Annotated in this window: 14 protein-coding genes and 2 pseudogenes; 7 read left to right on the top strand and 9 right to left on the bottom strand. The window is 71.2% G+C overall.

From position 1 onward, the window contains the following. Window positions 1-8: 8 nt before the first annotated feature. From ACZ69I_RS29060 to lpdA, 5 genes are all read right to left on the bottom strand, one after another. Window positions 9-764: a sulfite exporter TauE/SafE family protein gene (locus ACZ69I_RS29060; protein WP_470835571.1), complete on the bottom strand. Its 756-nt coding sequence runs from the start codon at window positions 762-764 to the stop codon at window positions 9-11. 170 nt (window positions 765-934) lie between these two features. Then, window positions 935-2170, bottom strand: a complete 1236-nt coding sequence (locus tag ACZ69I_RS29055) for an RNA polymerase sigma factor (protein ID WP_470835570.1) — start codon at window positions 2168-2170, stop codon at window positions 935-937. Continuing rightward, window positions 2164-2580 carry a YciI family protein gene (locus ACZ69I_RS29050; protein WP_467681130.1) on the bottom strand — a complete coding sequence of 139 codons (417 nt, stop codon included), beginning with the start codon at window positions 2578-2580 and terminating at the stop codon, window positions 2164-2166. The genes ACZ69I_RS29055 and ACZ69I_RS29050 overlap by 7 nt, the downstream gene beginning before the upstream one ends. Before the next feature lie 176 nt (window positions 2581-2756). Continuing rightward, window positions 2757-4286, bottom strand: coding sequence for an MFS transporter (locus ACZ69I_RS29045; protein WP_470835569.1), 1530 nt, complete (start codon window positions 4284-4286; stop codon window positions 2757-2759). Between the two features lie 623 nt (window positions 4287-4909). After that, complete coding sequence (gene lpdA / locus ACZ69I_RS29040) at window positions 4910-6313, bottom strand: dihydrolipoyl dehydrogenase (RefSeq protein WP_470835568.1); 1404 nt, start codon at window positions 6311-6313, stop codon at window positions 4910-4912. 276 nt (window positions 6314-6589) lie between these two features. Between lpdA and ACZ69I_RS29035 the strand changes: the two genes are divergently transcribed. The 4 genes from ACZ69I_RS29035 to ACZ69I_RS29020 all read left to right on the top strand — a co-directional run bounded on the left by ACZ69I_RS29035 (window position 6590) and on the right by ACZ69I_RS29020 (window position 10279). Continuing rightward, window positions 6590-7447 (top strand): SAM-dependent methyltransferase, encoded by an 858-nt coding sequence (locus tag ACZ69I_RS29035; RefSeq protein ID WP_470835567.1) that lies wholly within the window; start codon window positions 6590-6592, stop codon window positions 7445-7447. Between the two features lie 264 nt (window positions 7448-7711). Further along, window positions 7712-8587 (top strand): TauD/TfdA dioxygenase family protein, encoded by an 876-nt coding sequence (locus ACZ69I_RS29030; RefSeq protein WP_467681402.1) that lies wholly within the window; start codon window positions 7712-7714, stop codon window positions 8585-8587. A gap of 15 nt (window positions 8588-8602) precedes the next feature. Further along, complete coding sequence (locus tag ACZ69I_RS29025; RefSeq protein ID WP_467681122.1) at window positions 8603-9814, top strand: CaiB/BaiF CoA transferase family protein; 1212 nt, start codon at window positions 8603-8605, stop codon at window positions 9812-9814. Window positions 9815-9844: 30 nt separating this feature from the next. Then, window positions 9845-10279, top strand: a complete 435-nt coding sequence (locus tag ACZ69I_RS29020; RefSeq protein ID WP_470835565.1) for a YunG family protein — start codon at window positions 9845-9847, stop codon at window positions 10277-10279. A 114-nt stretch (window positions 10280-10393) separates the two neighbouring features. On the opposite strand, the gene ACZ69I_RS29015 is transcribed toward ACZ69I_RS29020, so the two are convergent. Both ACZ69I_RS29015 and ACZ69I_RS29010 read right to left on the bottom strand, forming a co-directional pair. Next, entirely contained in the window at window positions 10394-10834 is a 441-nt protein-coding gene (locus ACZ69I_RS29015) for a subtilase-type protease inhibitor (protein WP_467681118.1), read from the bottom strand. Between the two features lie 433 nt (window positions 10835-11267). Beyond that, the gene (locus ACZ69I_RS29010; RefSeq protein ID WP_467681116.1) at window positions 11268-11711 is read right to left on the bottom strand and encodes a DUF3093 family protein; all 444 of its coding nucleotides are present in this window, start codon (window positions 11709-11711) and stop codon (window positions 11268-11270) included. 186 nt (window positions 11712-11897) lie between these two features. Between ACZ69I_RS29010 and ACZ69I_RS29005 the strand changes: the two genes are divergently transcribed. After that, window positions 11898-14711: an alpha/beta hydrolase gene (locus tag ACZ69I_RS29005; RefSeq protein ID WP_470835563.1), complete on the top strand. Its 2814-nt coding sequence runs from the start codon at window positions 11898-11900 to the stop codon at window positions 14709-14711. 68 nt (window positions 14712-14779) lie between these two features. Here ACZ69I_RS29005 and ACZ69I_RS29000 read toward each other — a convergent pair whose 3' ends face one another. Then, window positions 14780-15733, bottom strand: coding sequence for a S41 family peptidase (locus tag ACZ69I_RS29000; protein ID WP_467681112.1), 954 nt, complete (start codon window positions 15731-15733; stop codon window positions 14780-14782). 58 nt (window positions 15734-15791) lie between these two features. On the opposite strand from ACZ69I_RS29000, the gene ACZ69I_RS28995 reads away from it, so the two are divergent. After that, the gene (locus ACZ69I_RS28995) at window positions 15792-16319 is read left to right on the top strand and encodes an ArsR/SmtB family transcription factor (RefSeq protein WP_467681110.1); all 528 of its coding nucleotides are present in this window, start codon (window positions 15792-15794) and stop codon (window positions 16317-16319) included. Window positions 16320-16393: 74 nt separating this feature from the next. Further along, window positions 16394-16792: pseudogene (locus ACZ69I_RS28990) on the top strand (GNAT family N-acetyltransferase); the annotation flags it as partial. Between the two features lie 27 nt (window positions 16793-16819). On the opposite strand, the pseudogene ACZ69I_RS28985 reads toward ACZ69I_RS28990, so the two are convergent. Beyond that, window positions 16820-17008, bottom strand: a pseudogene (locus tag ACZ69I_RS28985) (slipin family protein); the annotation flags it as partial.

Here is a 17008-nt window from a genome sequence, read left to right as displayed (position 1 = left end):
TGCGCGGTTCAGCGCACGAGCATGATCACTGAGGCCGTGACCCCCACCACGACGATGAACGCCCGCATCGCCACCGGCGGCAGCTTCCGGCCGAAGCGCGCGCCCACCAGGCCGCCCACCGTCGAACCGAGGGCGATCAGCCCGGCCGCCGTCCAGTCGATGTCCGAAACGACGATGAAGAGGATCGCGGCGACGCCGTTCACGAGGGAGGCGAGCACGTTCTTCGCGGCGTTCAGGCGCTGCAGGTCGTCCAGGAGGAAGGCGCCGAACAGGCCCATGAGCAGCACCCCTTGGGCGGCGCCGAAGTAGCCGCCGTAGATGCCCGTGGCGAGCACCCCGCACCACATCGGTATACCGCCGTCCTTCTTCCCGCCGTTCTCGCGTCCCATAAGCCTGCGGGCGAGTCGGGGCTGCAGCAGGACGAGCAGGCACGCGGTCAGGATGAGGACGGGGACCACCGCCTGGAAGGCGTCGGCGGGCAGCCGCAGCAGGAGTAGGGCGCCGGTCAGCCCGCCGATGAGGGAGGCCGTGCCGAACCGGACCAGCCGCCTGAACTGCCCCTTCATCTCCCGGCGGTAGCCGTACGCGGCACTCAGGGTGCCCGGCACCAGACCGAGGTTGTTGGACACGTTGGCGAGCACCGGCGGGAAGCCGAAGGCCAGCAGGGTGGGGAAGGTGATGAGGGTGCCCGACCCGACCACCGCGTTGAGTCCGCCGGCCGCGACACCGGCGGCTCCGACAGCCACCATTTCGAGCGCTTCCACACGTCACCTTTCCTGCCGCGTCACCGGGCCGCTCTCCGGGAGCCGTGGCCCCCGGGCCGACGCCCGTCGCCGGGCTGCCGCCCGCACTGGAAGCGATCTTGGTGCACGGTGAAAACCCAAGTCAATCCTAGGGTTTCCTTGCAACCCTCCAAGGTGCGGCTTTGATCCGCTCAGGAGGACAGCCTGGCGGCGCGGGTCCGCAGGTAGCGGGCCTCGGGGCGGCTGAGGGTGCCCTGGGCCGCCAACCGGTAGGCGGCGCGGGCGCCTTCGGTGTCGCCCGCCCTCTCCAGCAGATGGGCCCGCACGGCCGCCAGCCGGTAATGGCCCGTCAGGTGCCGCTCCAGCGCGACCAGTTGGTCGAGCCCGGCCTGTGGCCCGTACACCATCGCACAGGCGACGACCCGGCCGAGCGCGGCCATGGGTTCGGGGGTGCGGCGCACGAGGTGGTCGTACAGGGCGAGGATCTGGGGCCAGTCGGTGGCCTCCGCGCTCGGGGCCTCGTCGTGCAGGGCCGCGATCGCCGCCTGCAACGGGTAGACCCCCGGCGGGCCTTGGGAGAGCGCCTCCTCGACCAGGGCCGTTCCCTCGGCGATCGCCCTTCGGTCCCAGCGGCCGCGGTCCTGCTCGTCGAGCGGGATCAGCTCGCCGTGCGGCCCGGTCCGCGCGGCCGAGCGCGCCTCCGTGAGCAGCATCAGCGCCAACAGGCCGGTCACCGCCGCCTCGTGGGGGAGCAGGCGGCGCACGGAGCGTGTCAGGCGGATCGCCTCCCGGGCGAGGTCCGCGCGGTGCAGCGCGTCGCCGGCCGTGGCCGTGTATCCCTCGTTGAAGATCAGGTAGAGCGCCTGGAGGACGGCGGCGAGCCGCGCGTCGCGGTCCTCGGGGCCGGGCTGCCGGAACGGCGTGCCCCTGATCTTCCCCTTGGCCCTGCTGATGCGCTGGGCCATGGTCGCCTCCGGCACCAGATGCGCGCGGGCGATCTCCGCCGTGGTGAGGCCGCCGACGGCGCGCAGCGTCAGGGCGACCTGCGCGGCCGCGGTCAGCTCCGGGTGGCAGCACAGGAACAGCAGGGTGAGGGTGTCGTCGTCGGCCGGGGCGCGGCTCTCACCGGGTGGGGGAGCGGTGAAGGCGTCCCTGGGTGTGAGCAGCGCGGCGTCCTGCTCGCGCCGCCGCCGTGCCTCGTCGGCGCGCAGCTGGTCCGTCAGACGGCGCGAGGCGACCTTGATCAGCCAGCCCCGCGGATTGTCGGGCAGGCCCTGTTCCGGCCACTGCCGGGCCGCGGCGAGCAGCGCCTCCTGTACGGCGTCCTCGGCGGCGCCGAAGTGTCCGTACCGGCGTACGAGCGCGCCGAGGACCTGCGGGGCGTGCAGCCGCAGCAGGTCCTCGACCTCGGTCGTACGTCTCAACATTCGCCTGCCGAGGAGTCCTGGACGGGACGGATCACGACGGGCGGTTCGACGAGCCCCTCGGGTCCGGGGCACCGGGTGACGCGTCGGGCGATCTCTGTGACTCGTTCCAGGCTCTCGCAGTCGACCAGCCAGTACCCGGCGAGCACCTCCTTCGTCTCGCCGTAGGGGCCGTCGGTGATCACGGGCCTGCCGTCCTTGTCCGCGCTGACGAACCGGGTCTGCGCGGGCTCGGTGAGGCCTTGCGCGTCGACGAGCTCACCGGACTCGGCGAGGTCGTTGGTGATCTCGCCCATGTAGGCGAACATCGCCTGCAGTTCCTTCTCGCTCCAGGCCGGGCGGCCCGCGGAGGGCTTGCCCGTCATCGCCTCGTAGTCGGCCTGCGATCCCTGGACCATCACCAGATACTTCATGGCTTCGCTCCTCAGCTGCGCCGTCACCCCTCGTGGGCGACTTTCACAGGGGACGTCGGAGCGGACTGCGCGTTCTCGACAGCCCTCGGGAGGAAAGTTCCGGGACAGGGCGGCGTAAGGGACTGACACCACAAATCCTATCGACGGACGGCGCCGAACTCTTCCCGGCGGCGGGGTCAGCCGATGTGTACGGGGGCCGCGCCTTCGGTGCTCTCCTGCTTCCCGGCGGTGATGGCGAGCGCGGTGACGGCGAGGCCGGCCAGGAACATGATGCCCGCACCGACGAAGGCCAGGGTGTAGCCGTGGGTCAGCGCCTCGGCCGCCTTGGCCACCAGGCCGTGGTCCTCGGTGGCCAGGCCCCGGTAGAACGAGGCGGCCGCGTCGGGGAGCCGGTCGTTGGCCGCCGACGTGGAGACGGTGGCCAGCACGGCGAGGCCGAGGGCGCCGCCGATCTGCTGGGCGGTGTTCAGGAGCGCGGACGCGATGCCCGTCTCCTGGTCGTCGACGCCGCTGACCGCGCCCAGCGTCATCGGCACGAAGCCCATACCGAGGCCGAGCGCGGTCACGAACATCGCCGGCATCAGGTGCCCGGCGTAGGACGAGTCGGGGGTGAGCGTGGCGAACCAGAACATGCCCACGGCCGCCACCAGCAGACCGGGACCGGCGATGGCCCTGGGCGCGAGACGGGTGACCAGCTTGGCGCTGAGCGCGGCCGCGACACCCATGCCGAGGCTGAACGGCAGGTTGGCGAAGCCGGTCTTGACCGCGCTGTAGCCCAGGATCAACTGCATGTAGAGCGTGAGGAAGTAGAAGGTGGCCATCATGCCGGCGCCGATGAACAGCATCGTGGCGTACGACCCCGAGCGGTTGCGGTCCTTGAAGAGCCGCAGCGGCATCATCGGGTCCGCGGTGCGGCTCTGGACGATCAGGAAGGCGCTGAGCAGGACGACGGCGACGGCGAAGCAGGACAGGGTCAGGCTGTCGGTCCAGCCGTGCTCGCCACCGCGGGTGATCCCGTAGACGAGGGCTATGAGGCCACCGGTGCCGGTGATGGTGCCGGGCAGGTCGAGGCGGCCGCGGTGGCGTTCGGCCTCGACGAGCGTCCTGGTACCGGCGAGTACGGCCAGGCCGATGGGGATGTTCACGAAGAACACCCACCGCCAGTCGAGGGCGTCGGTGAGGACACCGCCGAGGAGCAGGCCGACGGTGGCGCCGATGCCGGCCATCGCGGCGTAGACGCCCATCGCCTTGTTGCGCGGCTTGCCCTCGGGGAAGGTCGTGGCGATCAGGGAGAGGGCGCTGGGCGCCGCGATCGCCGCGCCGACACCCTGCAGGATGCGGGCGCCGATGAGCAGGCCCTCGTTGGGGGCGAGGCCGCCGAGCAGAGAGGCCAGGGTGAACAGGGCGATGCCCACCTGGAACATCCGCCGCCTGCCGAAGAGGTCTCCCGCCCGGCCGCCGAGCAGCAGAAGGCCGCCGAAGGCCAGCGCGTAGGAGTTGACGATCCAGGCCAGGTTGGCGTCCGAGACGTCGAGGGCGGTCTGGATGCTGGGCAGGGCGATGTTGGTGATCGTGCCGTCGAGCACCACCATCAGCTGGGCCGCCGCGATCACGAAGAGGGCCAGGCCGAGGTGTCGGCCGCCGGTCGGGGCACCGGAGGCGTCCACCGGCGCGGGGGTGGTGACAGCTGTGCTGTCAGCAGACATGAAAGAACTCCAGAACGAGGCTTGGACACGTATCACCGGAATGGGAAGCAGGCATGGAAGAGCCGCTGCCATTTCGGTGTGAGGGGCCATGGCGAACCGCTGTGAAGAAGCGTGAAAGGACGGCCCGGCCCGGGACGAGAGGAAACCCTAACACCCAATAGTGGCTGGTAGATGCCTCGATTGAGGGGCCCTTATCGAAGTCGCCGACGGACTTGACTTTTCCCGGCTTTTCCTAGGCTACGACTTTCGTGGGCTTTATCGATTTCACTTGCATTCTCGTTCGAGTTGTGAGCAAAGAATGCGAATGGGGGGCGAAGTCGTGTCCACACTTTCGCTCTGGATGCAAGTCCGGAGGTGGGACGGGAGGGCGTAGGAGGCGCGGCCCGCAGGGGCGGCGTCGGCGGCTTCCCGCCGCGGGAGCGCTCGAAGGCGATGGCGCCGAAGGTCACCTCCAGCAGCGGCGAGGGGAGCTTCCTCGTCGAGCGCTGCGAGTCCTTCGCGCCGTGGCTGTGCAGGAACACAGCAGTCCTGTTCCGGTCAGGACCGGCCGGACCGGGCGCTCCCGCCACTCGGGCCACCGGGCGCGAGGTGGCCCGGGACCGTGGCGGGGCGCCCGGCGGGTGTCAGAAGTTGATCATATGGCCGGCCAGGCCGTGGACCGCTTCCTTGACGGCCTCGCCCAGCGTCGGGTGCGCGTGGACGTTGCGCGCCACCTCGTGGACGGTCAGGTCCCACTGCTGGGCCAGGGTGAGCTCGGGCAGCAGCTCGGTCACGTCCGGGCCGATCAGGTGGGCGCCGATGATCTCGCCGTACTTGTCGTCGCTGATGATCTTCACGAAGCCGACGGTGTCGCCGAGGCCGTGCGCCTTGCCGTTCGCCTGGAAGGGGAACTTCGCGACCTTGACGTCGAAGCCCTTCTCCCTGGCCTGCGCCTCGGTCCAGCCGAAGCTGGCGATCTGCGGCTGCGAGTAGGTCGCGCGCGGGATCATCGGGTAGTCGAGTTCCATCGTCTCGGCGTCCGCGAGCGTCTCCGCCGCCACGACGCCCATGGCCTCGGCGGTGTGCGCCAGCATCAGCTTCGCGGTGACGTCGCCGATGGCGTAGATGTGCGGGACGTTCGTGCGGCAGCGACCGTCGACGTCGATCGCGCCGCGCTCGGTGAGCGCCACGCCCGTCGCCTCCAGGCCGAAGCCGCCGACGTTCGGGGCGAAGCCGATGGCCTGCAGGACCTTGTCGGCCTCCAGGATCTGCTGCTTGCCGTCCTTGCCGGTGACGGTGACCCTGACCTGCTCGCCCGACTCGTCGATCGACTCCACGCGCGTGGAGGTCAGCACGTCGATGCCGAGCTTGCGGTACTGCTTGGCCAGCTCCTTGGAGACGTCCGCGTCCTCCAGCGGCGCGACCCGGTCGAGGAACTCGACGATCGTGACCTTCACGCCGTAGTTGTGCAGGACGTACGCGAACTCGATGCCGATCGCGCCCGCGCCCGCGATGACGATGGAGCGCGGCAGGGTGTCGGCGAGGATCTGCTCCTCGTACGTCACCACGCGCTCGCTGCGGCTCGTGCCGGGCAGCAGGCGGGGGGTGGCGCCGGTGGCGATGATGCAGTGGTCGAAGCCGATCGTGGCGGTCGTGCCGTCGGACTTAGCCACCTGCAGGGTGTTGGCGTCCAGGAACGTGCCGCGGCCGTCGAACTCCGTGATGCCGTTCTTCTTCATCAGGAAGTGGACGCCCTTGACCCGGCCGTCCGCGACCGTACGGCTGCGGCTGAACGCCTCGCCGTAGTCGAAGGACACCTGCCCGTCGACCTTGATGCCGTACGTCTTCTGCTCGTGCGTGAAGAGATGGGCGAGCTCGGCGTTGCGCAGCAGCGCCTTGGTCGGGATGCAGCCGACGTTGAGGCAGACACCGCCCCAGCACTTCTCCTCGACGACTGCCACCCGCTTGCCCAGCTGGGCGGCGCGGATGGCGGCTACGTAGCCGCCGGGTCCTGCTCCGAGCACGACGACGTCGAAGCGGTCTTCCATGGGGGAGGTCCTCTCTGGGTGGTACGGATCCAGTGGTGCGGATGGCTCTCGGCACGATCATCCGCCATGTGGGCGCCCGGACGGGCAGCGGGTGGGGCACGCCACAGTCCGCACCGGAGACCCGGGCCGGAACGTCACCCATAGGGGTCGCCAACCGCCCGTACCCCTAAGTGTGTTGGAGATTCGACAGTTCGTTCACCCGGACGTGGATCACGGGCTAGTGTCGCGACCGGGAACACGTTCCGTAAATGCCACGGGAGAGGTGGAGAACGCACTGTGGAGAGTGAGAACCAGGCCGAGGCGATGTCCATTCCTTACGACGTCCCGACCTCCGCGCGAGGCTACGGCTGGATGCTGGGCGGCAAGGACAACTACGAGGTGGACCGGAAGTTCATGCTCTCCACCGTGCCCTCGTTCCCCGAGGTCGTCGACATCTGCCGACAGAATCGCGAATTCCTCTTCCGCGCGGTGCGCTATCTGACGCGTGAGGCGGGTATCCGCCAGTTCATCGACATGGGCTGCGGACTGCCCACCGACAACAACGTCCACCAGGTCGCCCAGCGCTTCGCCCCCGACGCCCGCGTCGTCTACGTGGACGTCGACCCGATCGTCCTCGCGCACGGCCGCGCCCTGCTCGCCGACGACTCCTCCACGACGGTCATCATGGGCGACATGCGCGACCAGGAGGCGATCCTGGACCACCCCGACGTGGCGCGCCTCATCGACTTCGACGAGCCGGTCGCCGTGCTCTTCCTCTCCGTGGGGCACCACCTCACCGACGCCGACGAGCCGTCCCGCATCCTGCGGACGATCATCGACCGCGCGGCGCCGGGCAGCCACGTGAGCTTCTCGCAGGTCGTCGCCGACGACCCCGAGCGCGGTGCGGCGATGACCGAGCACATCACCGGCGGCGGCGTGCCCTGGCAGACCCGCACGCCCACCGAAGTCGACGTCCTGCTCCAGGGATTGGAGCCCGTGGAGCCCGGCGTGGTGAACCTCGTCGACTGGCGCCCCGACCCCGACCAGCCGCCGCTCGCCCCGGTCGACCCCGACCTGGAGCCGTACCTCGGCGTGACCGCGTCCAGCAAGGGGATCTACGAGTACGGGGGAGTGCTGCGCAAACCGCGGGGCTGAGCCGGCGGAGAGGCGGCCGCCCCCGGGCGGTTGACCGGAAGCGGCCGCCACACCACAATGACGACCATGATCCAGCACCTGACCGCCGCGGTACGGACGTTCGACGTCCCCTGGCGGCGCGGGTGCGAGCGATCGGGCCGCTAGCTGTACGGAGTCCGCTCCGCCCGCCCGTTCCCGCACTCCGAAGGATCAGACCCCATGACTGCCGTACCGCAGTTCCCCGCTGCCCACTCCCTGCGCGAAGCCCGCATACCCGCCGACGGCATGTACGAGGGCCGCCGCACCCTGCGCCGCCTGCCCGAGGGCTGGCAGGAGCACCCCTACGAGCTCTTCGACATCGTGCCGCAGGGCCGCGTCATCGGCGCCGAGATCCGCGGCGTCGACCTCGCGCGCCCGCTGACGCCCGCCCTGCGCGACGAGCTCAACCGCGCCCTCCTGGAGTGGAAGGTCCTCTTCTTCCGCGGCGCCCGCATCACCTCCGAGCAACAGCGCGCCTTCGCCCTCAACTGGGGCGAACTGGAGACCAACCCGCTGCTCGCGCGCGGCTCGGCCGACGACGTCGTCCGCTTCGACAAGGGCGGCAGCGCCACCCCCACGTACGAAAACGTCTGGCACGCGGACGTCACCTTCCGCGAACGCCCCGCGCTCGGCGCGGTGTTGCAGCTGCACGAGGTGCCGCCGTTCGGCGGGGACACGATGTGGGCGGACATGGCGGCCGCCTATGACAACCTCCCCGACACCGTCAAGGCCCGCATCGACGACGCGCACGCGGTGCACGACTTCATCCCCGGCTTCACCCGGTTCTACGGTCCCGAGAAGCTCGCCCCGCTCCAGGACCGCTTCCCGCCGGTCACCCACCCCGTGGTGCGCACGCACCCGGAGACCGGGCGGCGGATGCTCTTCGTCAACACCTCCTTCACCACGCACATCGTGGGCATGGACCGCGAGGAGAGCGACCGCCTGCTCGGCTACCTCGTACGTCAGGCCCACGTGCCGGAGTACCAGGTGCGGTTCCACTGGCAGCAGGGCGACATCGCCTTCTGGGACAACCGCGCCACGCAGCACTACGCCGTCGACGACTACGCCCCGCACCGCCGGGTCGCGGAGCGCGTCGCCATCGCGGGCGACCGCCCCTACTGAGGCCACTGATCCCCGATGACACAGCCGCCCGAGGGCGCCCTCACCGGAATCAGGGTGCTCGATCTGTCCCGGGTACTCGCGGGCCCCTACTGCGCGCAGATGCTCGCCGACCACGGGGCGGACGTCATCAAGGTGGAGCCCCCGGCCGGTGACGAGACGCGCGGCTGGGGGCCGCCGTTCGTCTCGGCGGGCACCTCCGCGTACTACCAGAACCTCAACCGCGGCAAGAAGAACGTCGTGGTCGACCTCTCCCTGCCCGAGGGGCGGGACATCCTCGACACGCTGCTGTGCGAAACCGACGTCCTGGTCGAGAACTTCAAGGCGGGCACGCTCGCCAAGTGGGGCTACCCCGACGACGAGCTGAGGCGCCGGTTCCCCGCCCTCGTCCACTGCCGCGTCACCGGATTCGGCACCGACGGGCCGCTCGGCGGGCAGCCGGGCTACGACGCGGTGCTGCAGGCCTACGGCGGGCTGATGAGCGTCAACGGCGAGCCGGACGGGGCGCCCCTGCGCGTCGGGGTGCCGGTGGTCGACCAGGTGACCGGGATCCTCGCCTTCTCCGGCATCCTGCTCGCCCTGCACGAACGCCACCGCTCCGGCAGGGGCCAACTCGTCGACTGCACCCTCCTGGACACCGCGGTCAGCCTGCTCCACCCGCACTCGGCGTCGTGGCTCGCCGACGGCACCGTGCCGCGCCGCACCGGCTCCGCGCACCCCAGCATCGCCCCCTACGACTCGTTCACCGCCGCCGACGGACCACTCTTCGTCGCGGTCGGCAACGACCGGCAGTTCCGCGCTCTCACGGACGTACTCGACGTCCCTGCGCTCGCCGACGACCCGCGCTTCGCCACCAACCCGGACCGCGTCCGCCACCGCCACGAACTGCGCGCCGCCCTGGAAAAGGCCATCGCCACGCGCCCCCGCGCCGAACTCGCCGCGCTCCTCACGGCCCGCGGCGTCCCCGCCTCACCCGTCCACGACGTCGCCGAGGCACTGAGCACACCCCAGGTGCGCCACCGCGGCCTGGTCGTGGAGGAGGGCGACTACCGCGGTCTCGCCTCGCCCGTCTCCCTGGCCCGTACCCCGGCCCGGGTCCGGCCCGAGGTGCGGGGCGCGGGCGCGGACACGCGGGAGGTGCTCGCGGCAGGTGGCCTCGACGAGGAGGCGATCGACGGCCTGGTGCGGCGAGGGGTGGTGCGGTCCGCCGTGCCCCGGGACGACCCGTGATTGTCAGTGGCGGGTGCGAGGGTGAACGGCATGACACCACTGCGACTCACCGACATCGAGGCGGCGCTGCGGGACAGTTGGGGCGCGGACACCGCCGACCCCGGCTCCGGCGAGACCTGGCCGGCGGACAACCCGGAGCGGGACCAGTGCGGCGTCACCGCGCTCGTCCTGAACGATCTGCTGGGCGGCGAGCTGATACTCGGTGAGGTCCACGTAGGTGGTGAGCGGACGGGATACCACTGGTGGAACCGCCTGGCATCGGGGTTCGAGATCGACCTCACCCGCGGGCAGTTCCTGCCGGGCGAGACCGTGACGGACGGCGTTCCGATCGCCCGGCCCCCGAAGATCCGCCGCTGCCGCGAGGAGTACGAACTGCTGCGCACCCGGGTCCTTGACAGACTCGCCGAGCGGGGCCGGGACAGCCGGACGCCGGGCGCTCAGGCCACGTCGTGTGCGGCGGGGTGAAAACACTACGGCCCCCGGTGTCGCCCGACACCGGGGGCCGCCCCGCGTCCCGGCCGCCTTCCCCCACGAAAGGTCACCGGGACTCCCCTGAGTGTGGTTTCAGGGTCTGGTCCGTCAGAAGGACAGAGCTGCGCCCTCCTTGAGACCAGCCTTCATCTCACACTGGTTCGCGAACGTCTCGGACCAGCTGACGTGCTTGCCGTTCCAGACGCCGGTGACGGCGACCGTGACGGGCCGCCATTCCTTGGTACAGATGGCGTCGGTCGTGCTGCTGACCAGCATGTCGAACTGGCCGTTCACCTTGTTCAGTTCGGCACAGGCGGCCGCCGCCGCGGGGTGGCTTCCGGCCGGGCGCGGCGCGCAGGTGAGCGTCACGGCGCGCTCCACCGTGGCGGAGTCGGCGTCCTCGCCCTGGCCGACCGTGAACACCAGGACGGACGGCGCGTGGAGGCTCCTCGTCTTCGGGGCCTCGGCCTGCGCGGTGCCTGCTGTCGCGGCGAGGACGCAGGTCGCCGCGGCTGCGGCAGCTCCCACGGCCTTGAGGGTGCGACGCATGGTGAACTCTCCTTCGATCGATGCGGTTGGTGACTGCGCTGAGGAGTCTTGCCTGTGCGGAGAGTGAATGCCATGAGGATGGTCGATTTCCGGATGTGGCGGTCCGGTGAGCGGTTCCCGTACGGGCGTTCGGGCAGCTCAGGAGCGGTGGCGGGGGCCTCGTGCAGCCTGTCCAGCATGTGGACTTTCGGCATTGGTATAACGCAGAACCAACTTCTGACCTGCGTCAATGGAAAATTGGTTCTTACTTCGACGATCTGCATCGACCGGAAATCATCGCTGAAACCGCTGAAACCGCTGTGGATCGGCGTCGATGCCCTCGGTGTCGATGAGGACGAGGGTTGCCTCAGGGGTGACCCCCAGAAAGGCGCGGCGCTCAGTGCTGCCCGGGCCGGTGACGTCCCGAACCCCGAGGGGGGCCGGGTGGTGTCGGTCAGCCGCGGGAGAACGCCAGCACGGCGGCCAGGTTCATGGGCTGACGTGTCGACACATAGACATACGGCGCGCCTCCCCAGGAGTTCCGCAGCTCGATGCGGAGCGCGGTCGGGACGTAGGAGCGCAGGAGCAGCAGCGCGTACGGATTCGCCCTGACCGTGCGCCACTCGAAGGCCTCCCGCTCGTCGAGGATCTCCGTCGCGCCGAGCGCCTCGATGGGGATGGCGCGCTTGCCGATGACGAGGGTGCCCGGCGTGACGAGGATGCGCACGTTTCCGTGGGCGTGCACGAGCGCGGCGGAGACCGCGATACCGACCGCGGCCGCCGTCACCGCGACGATCACACCGAAGGGGAACGCCCCGATCCCCAGTCCGGCTCCGCCCAGCGCGACCAGTCCCCACCAGGAGCGGGGCACGCTGAGCCGCTCTTCGTAGATGTGCATGACCGCATCCTGGCAGGCAGGGCGGGCCCTGCCCACAGGGGGTTCCCGTGAGTGGTGCTTCATCTCCTGTGCCCCATCCGTCTCTTGCGGCGGCCGTGTGCCGAGAGGCAACTCCTGACCATCGATTCCCGTCATCGAAGAAGTAGGCGGGGCGCACGAGTTCGACCGTGCGCCCCGATGTGAGCGATGACGAGGAGGACCACGTTGAGAGGTGTCGCACGTGTGGCGACCACGGCCTTGGCGGTGTTCGCGCTCGCGGCGGTCTCGCCGGGCGCAGCGCATGCCGGGCCGACCGCCGATCCGCCGATACCCGCGCCACCCCCCGTACCCGCGTCGGCGGGGGACGACGGCAAGGGCCTGCCCCAGGGGTGGCGGCTGGCGGGTGAGGGCGCCGGGAAACAACTCGTGTGGGCCTCGCCCGACCCCGTCCCCATGGGGGACGCGCGAGTGGAGTTCTACTCCGGGGACAAGCTCCTCGGCCGGCCCGTGGCCGCGCAGGACCGGCGCTCGTTCCGGCTGCCGCTGCACGGCGCGCGCCTGGGCTCCGGCAAACAACTGAAGGTCCTTGCCGCCGGGCGCCGCCTGGACGAGGCCGGTGCCGAGGCGAAGACGCGCGGCCCGCGGTCCGCTCCGGCCGTGCGGCCCGCGACACCGCCCGCGAACGAGGTCGACCCCGGAAAGCCGGGCCGCTACCGCACCGTCACCGGCGAGTACAAGCTCACGTCGGTACGGCTGCCCGGCTTCCCCGCCCCGGTGGAGATGCGGGCCAACGTGGTCGGCCCCGTCGACGCGCCGGGGAAGCGGCCGCTGGCCCTCTTCCTGCACGGCCGCCACTACACCTGTTACGGCGCCGGGGACGGTCAGGGGATGGGATGGCCCTGCACGGGAGGCACGAAACCGGTGCCGAGCCACGCGGGTTACCTGCGGGCCCAGAAGCTCCTCGCCTCGCAGGGGTACGTCACCGTGTCCATCGCCGCCAACGGCATCAACGGCCAGGACGACGTTGCCGAGGACGGTGGCGCGCAGGCCCGCTCCTCACTGGTGCGGCTCCACCTCGCCCGCTGGGCACAGTGGGCCGACAAGCGGTCCACCGCTCCGGCCGCGGTGCGCGCCGTCGCGCCGGCCGACCTGTCCCGCGTCCTGCTCGTCGGACACTCGCGGGGCGGCGAAGGCGTGAACCGCGCCGCCCTCGACAGCCTGTACCGGCCGCCCGCCGACCAGGACGGATACCGCGGACCGGTCCGCTGGAAGATACGCGGCAACGTCCTGATAGGCCCCACCGTCTTCGGACAGAACCCGGCCCCCGACGTACCTTCCATGACGATCCTGCCCGGCTGCGACGGAGACGTCTCCGACCTGCAGGGCGAGATCTACGTCGACGGGACGCGCGGTGTCAGCCGCGGCACCGCCCTGCACAGCGCGGTGTACATGGTCGGCGCCAACCACAACTTCTTCAACAGCGAGTGGACCCCGGGCCAGTCGACGGCGCCCGCCGAGGACGACTTCTTCTCCGACGGGCCGAACGACCCGGTCTGCTCGAAGGGCACCAGGACGCGGCTGACCGCTCCCCAGCAGCAGACCGCGGGAGCCACCTACATAGCCGCGGCGGCCCGGCTGTTCGTCGCGGGCGACGACCGGGTGCGCCCCCTTCTCGACGGCTCCGACCGGCGTGCCCCCTCGGCGGGTCCCGCCCGGGTGCTGACCCACGCCGTCGGCGCACACCGCACGCAGGCCCTGCTGCCGGACTCCAGGACCAAGGTCAAGGGCGCCCGGCTGTGCGACCAGGTGCCCGGGAATCCGGCGCGCGGCTGCCTCTCGCCCCGGACGGCCGGGTCGTCACCGCACTTCGCCCGCTGGGAGGTCGCCCCCGAGCCGGGCCGGGACGCCGTGGCCATGCGCTGGTCGCGGCCGGGCTCGCCGGTGCGGGTGAGCCCCGCACGCCCGGTCTCCCTCGCGGGCGCCAAGCAGGTCGCGCTGCGCGTGATCGTGCCGCCCAACACCACCGGGACCCGCTTCGACGTGTCCCTCGTCGACGCCTCGGGCAAGCGGGCCGCGCTCGGCCGGCTCAGGGTCGACGGGCTGCCGGGCAGCGACCGGACCTCTTCCTACTGGGGGCGTGAGGTGCGGGTGCCGCTCTCGGCGCCGGTCCGCGACAAGCTGGACCTCAAGCACGTGAAGACCCTCGAACTCACCCCGCGCACCGCCTCCGGCAAGGCGTGGCTGATGGACGCCTGGGGCTGGCGCCCGGGCACGCCCGCGGTGAAGCCGGCCGAGCTGCCGCGCGTCGACGTCGGCCGCCTGACCGTCGAGGAGGGCGACTCCGGAGTGCGCACCTACCGCGTGCCGGTGTCCGTCTCGGGCAAGGGCAGCGGGAAGATACGGGTGTTCGCGCTCGACCCGGTCGCGGGCGAGACCGAGCACCGGACGGTGACGGTACGCCCGGGGGACCGCGTCGACATCCCGTTCGAGGTGCGCGGCAACACCCGCTACGGCCACGACGTCGCATACGACGCGCTGGTCAAGGCGGTGCGGGGCGCGGTGATCGGCTCCCACCGAGGCGGGGTGACGGCGCGGAACGATGACCCCATGCCGAAGGTCACCCTCGAACCCGTCAAGGACCGGGTCACCGAGGGCAAGCCGCTGATCTGGCGGATGTCACTGTCCGAGCCGGTGGACGTGGACGTGATGGCGAGCTTCGTCTTCCAGCCGGTCGACGGCGGCAAGGAGTTGTCCACGCTGGATGTGGACCCGCGCTGGGTGAAGGAGAAGTTCGGCGTCTCGCCGCGCCCGGAGCGGCCGCTGTCGCAGATGGTCAAGGAGGAGGGCCTGTTCCTCACCGTGGCCGCTGGTGAGAAGAGCACGGAGGTACGCGTGCCCACCGTCAAGGACACGGTGCGCGAACCGGACGAGTCCTTGAAGGCCCGGCTCTCCGTGTACGACGAGCGCTGGGAGCCGCAGCCGGGCCCGGTGGTCACCGGGACGGTGCGCGACGCCTCGTAGCGCGTCGCCGAGCGTGGCCGGTTCGGCGGGAGTGCCCGCCGAACCGGCCGTCGCGGGCCCCGGACGACTCAACCGGCGAGCCGGTCCACCGCCAGGGCGTACGCCCGGTCGAGTGCGTCGGCTTCGGCGCAGGGGACGTCCGGGCGCACGCCCGTACCTTCCCAGTTGGCCCCCGATACGGGATTGACGGCCCGGCCCACCGGGACCGTGACCTCCAGATGCGGATGCACGGTCCAGCCGTCGCACGGATGCGCCCCGCCGCGGGTCGCCTCCCCGACGACGACGGCCCGCCCCAACTGCTGCAGGTCGTAGCCGAGTTCCTCGGCCGCCGAGAAGGTGCGCCCGCTGGTGAGTAGGTAGAGCGGCTTGCTGCCGCCGAAGCGCGGGCCCGGAACGTGCGCGGAACTCCAGGACTGTTCGACGCGCTCCCCGCTGCGCCAGTGCATCGTGTTGAGATGGGTGCGCTCGTCCAGCAGATGGCCGCACACGAAGGCGACCGTGTCCGGGTCTCCGCCGGTGTTCCCGCGCAGATCGATGATGAGGGCGTCGGCCTTCGCGACCAGGGTGAGCGCGGCGCCGAGCGGCTCGGCGGCCCAGGCCAGCGGGAACAGGGCCGGAGCCAGTTCGAGCAGAGCGACCCGCTTGCCCGCCAGCAGCTCCACCCGCGGCACGCCGCCCAGCGAGGAGTCGAACTTGGCGCGCATCGTCGCCAGGACAGCGGCACCCTGCTCCGCGGGGACCGGCTCGGCGTGGTGCTTGAGGCGCAGGTGCGGGTCGCCGTTGAGGGACTGCAGGTCGGCCGTGACCAGCAGGGCCAGCTCGGCGGGGGCGGTGACGTCGTACGCACCCTCGGCCAGCCGGCGTCGCAGCAGCGCGGCGATCTGTTCGGCGGTCTCGGGGAACACGTAGTGCTCCAGGAGGAGTCGGGCGGTCTCCTCGACGACGGGGACAACCCCGAGCTGCTCTGCGGCAGGGGTTCCGGCGGACGGGGCAGGGGGCACGGCGGGCGAGGCGGTTGTCATGGCAGGGGAGTAGACCAGCCCTCTTCCCAAAGCGTCAAGAACATTGGACACTTGACGCATGTCCGAGCAGCACCAGCAGTCCCCGCCCGATGTGGTCCTCGAGATCGAGTCACCCGAGCAGCACGCCGCGCTGGCCCACCCCCTGCGGCAGCGTCTGCTCTTCACGCTCGGCCATCGCCCCGCCACCATCAGCCAGTTGGCGGCGACCCTGGCCACGGGCAAGGGCAACGTGGCCCACCACCTGAAGGTCCTGCGCACCGCCGGGCTCGTGCACGTCGCCGAGACCCGCAAGGTCAGGGGCGGCACGGAGCAGTACTACCAGCGGGCGGCCCGGCGCATGGACGTCGCAGAACCCCGGGCCGAGGGGACCGCCGCGATGCTCGGCGCCGTGGCCCAGGAGTTGGCGCGCTCACCGCAGACGGCCCTGTCCCTGCGCCATGTGCGGCTGAGCCCCGACAAGGCACGTGAACTGGCGGAAACCCTCGCCCGGTTGGTCGACGAGGCCGAGGAGGACGAGGGTGAACAGCCGGTGCACGGCGTGCTGGTGGCGCTGTACGAGCATGTGCGGCCACCGGGCACCGACTGACGAGGCGCGTCCCGTGCCGTCGGTGCTGCCGATAACTCGTCGCTCCCCGCCGACGGAGTTCGTAGGGTGCTCCCATCTCCGCACCAGGATCTCGCGCATCCCTCCCCGCGCCCCGTCCCGAGCTCCAGCTTCTTCGCCCCGATCACGCGGCCGCGCTGCTCTCCTTCGAGGAGGCGAACCGTGCCTACTTCGCCGTGACGGTCCCCGACCGCGGCGACGCCTACTTCCGCGACTTCGACGCGCGCCACCGCGCACTCCTCGACGAGCAGGCCGCGGGCGTCTGCCGCTTCCACGTGCTGGTCGGCGACGGGGGAGAGGTCGTCGGGAGGGTCAACCTGCTCGACCTGGCGGACGGCTGCGCGGAGCTCGGTTACCGGATCGCGGAGAAGGCGGCGGGCCAGGGGCTCGCCACCTGGGCCGTCCGGCAGGTCTGCCACCTCGCCGTCACCGCGTACGGGCTGACCTCGCTGCGCGCCGCGACGACGCACGACAACCCGGGCTCACGGGCCGTGCTCACCCGCGTCGGCTTCGTGCTGGTCGGTGACGTGCGGCTGAGCGGCGTGCCGGGGACCCGCTTCGCCCTGACGCTCTGACGCCCGTTCCAGGAAGCGGAGGAGTTCGACGGGGAAGGGCAGGACGAGGGTGGAGTTCTTCTCGGCGGCGACGGCCACCACGGTCTGCAGGAGGCG

This window comes from Streptomyces sp. NPDC036815, from assembly GCF_055609205.1.
Note: the sequence above shows the minus strand (reverse complement) of the source record. Positions and strands in the feature narration are given on the sequence as shown.

Excerpts from the sequence above, each read along its gene's own strand:
- ACZ69I_RS29055 (WP_470835570.1), bottom strand. The coding sequence starts at position 2,170 with ATGTTGAGACGTACGACCGAGGTCGAGGACCTGCTGCGGCTGCACGCC.
- ACZ69I_RS29050 (WP_467681130.1), bottom strand. The coding sequence starts at position 2,580 with ATGAAGTATCTGGTGATGGTCCAGGGATCGCAGGCCGACTACGAGGCG.
- ACZ69I_RS29045 (WP_470835569.1), bottom strand. The coding sequence starts at position 4,286 with ATGTCTGCTGACAGCACAGCTGTCACCACCCCCGCGCCGGTGGACGCC.
- lpdA (WP_470835568.1), bottom strand. The coding sequence starts at position 6,313 with ATGGAAGACCGCTTCGACGTCGTCGTGCTCGGAGCAGGACCCGGCGGC.
- ACZ69I_RS29030 (WP_467681402.1), top strand. The coding sequence starts at position 7,712 with ATGTACGAGGGCCGCCGCACCCTGCGCCGCCTGCCCGAGGGCTGGCAG.
- ACZ69I_RS29025 (WP_467681122.1), top strand. The coding sequence starts at position 8,603 with ATGACACAGCCGCCCGAGGGCGCCCTCACCGGAATCAGGGTGCTCGAT.
- ACZ69I_RS29020 (WP_470835565.1), top strand. The coding sequence starts at position 9,845 with ATGACACCACTGCGACTCACCGACATCGAGGCGGCGCTGCGGGACAGT.
- ACZ69I_RS29015 (WP_467681118.1), bottom strand. The coding sequence starts at position 10,834 with ATGCGTCGCACCCTCAAGGCCGTGGGAGCTGCCGCAGCCGCGGCGACC.
- ACZ69I_RS29010 (WP_467681116.1), bottom strand. The coding sequence starts at position 11,711 with ATGCACATCTACGAAGAGCGGCTCAGCGTGCCCCGCTCCTGGTGGGGA.
- ACZ69I_RS29005 (WP_470835563.1), top strand. The coding sequence starts at position 11,898 with ATGACGAGGAGGACCACGTTGAGAGGTGTCGCACGTGTGGCGACCACG.
- ACZ69I_RS29000 (WP_467681112.1), bottom strand. The coding sequence starts at position 15,733 with ATGACAACCGCCTCGCCCGCCGTGCCCCCTGCCCCGTCCGCCGGAACC.
- ACZ69I_RS28995 (WP_467681110.1), top strand. The coding sequence starts at position 15,792 with ATGTCCGAGCAGCACCAGCAGTCCCCGCCCGATGTGGTCCTCGAGATC.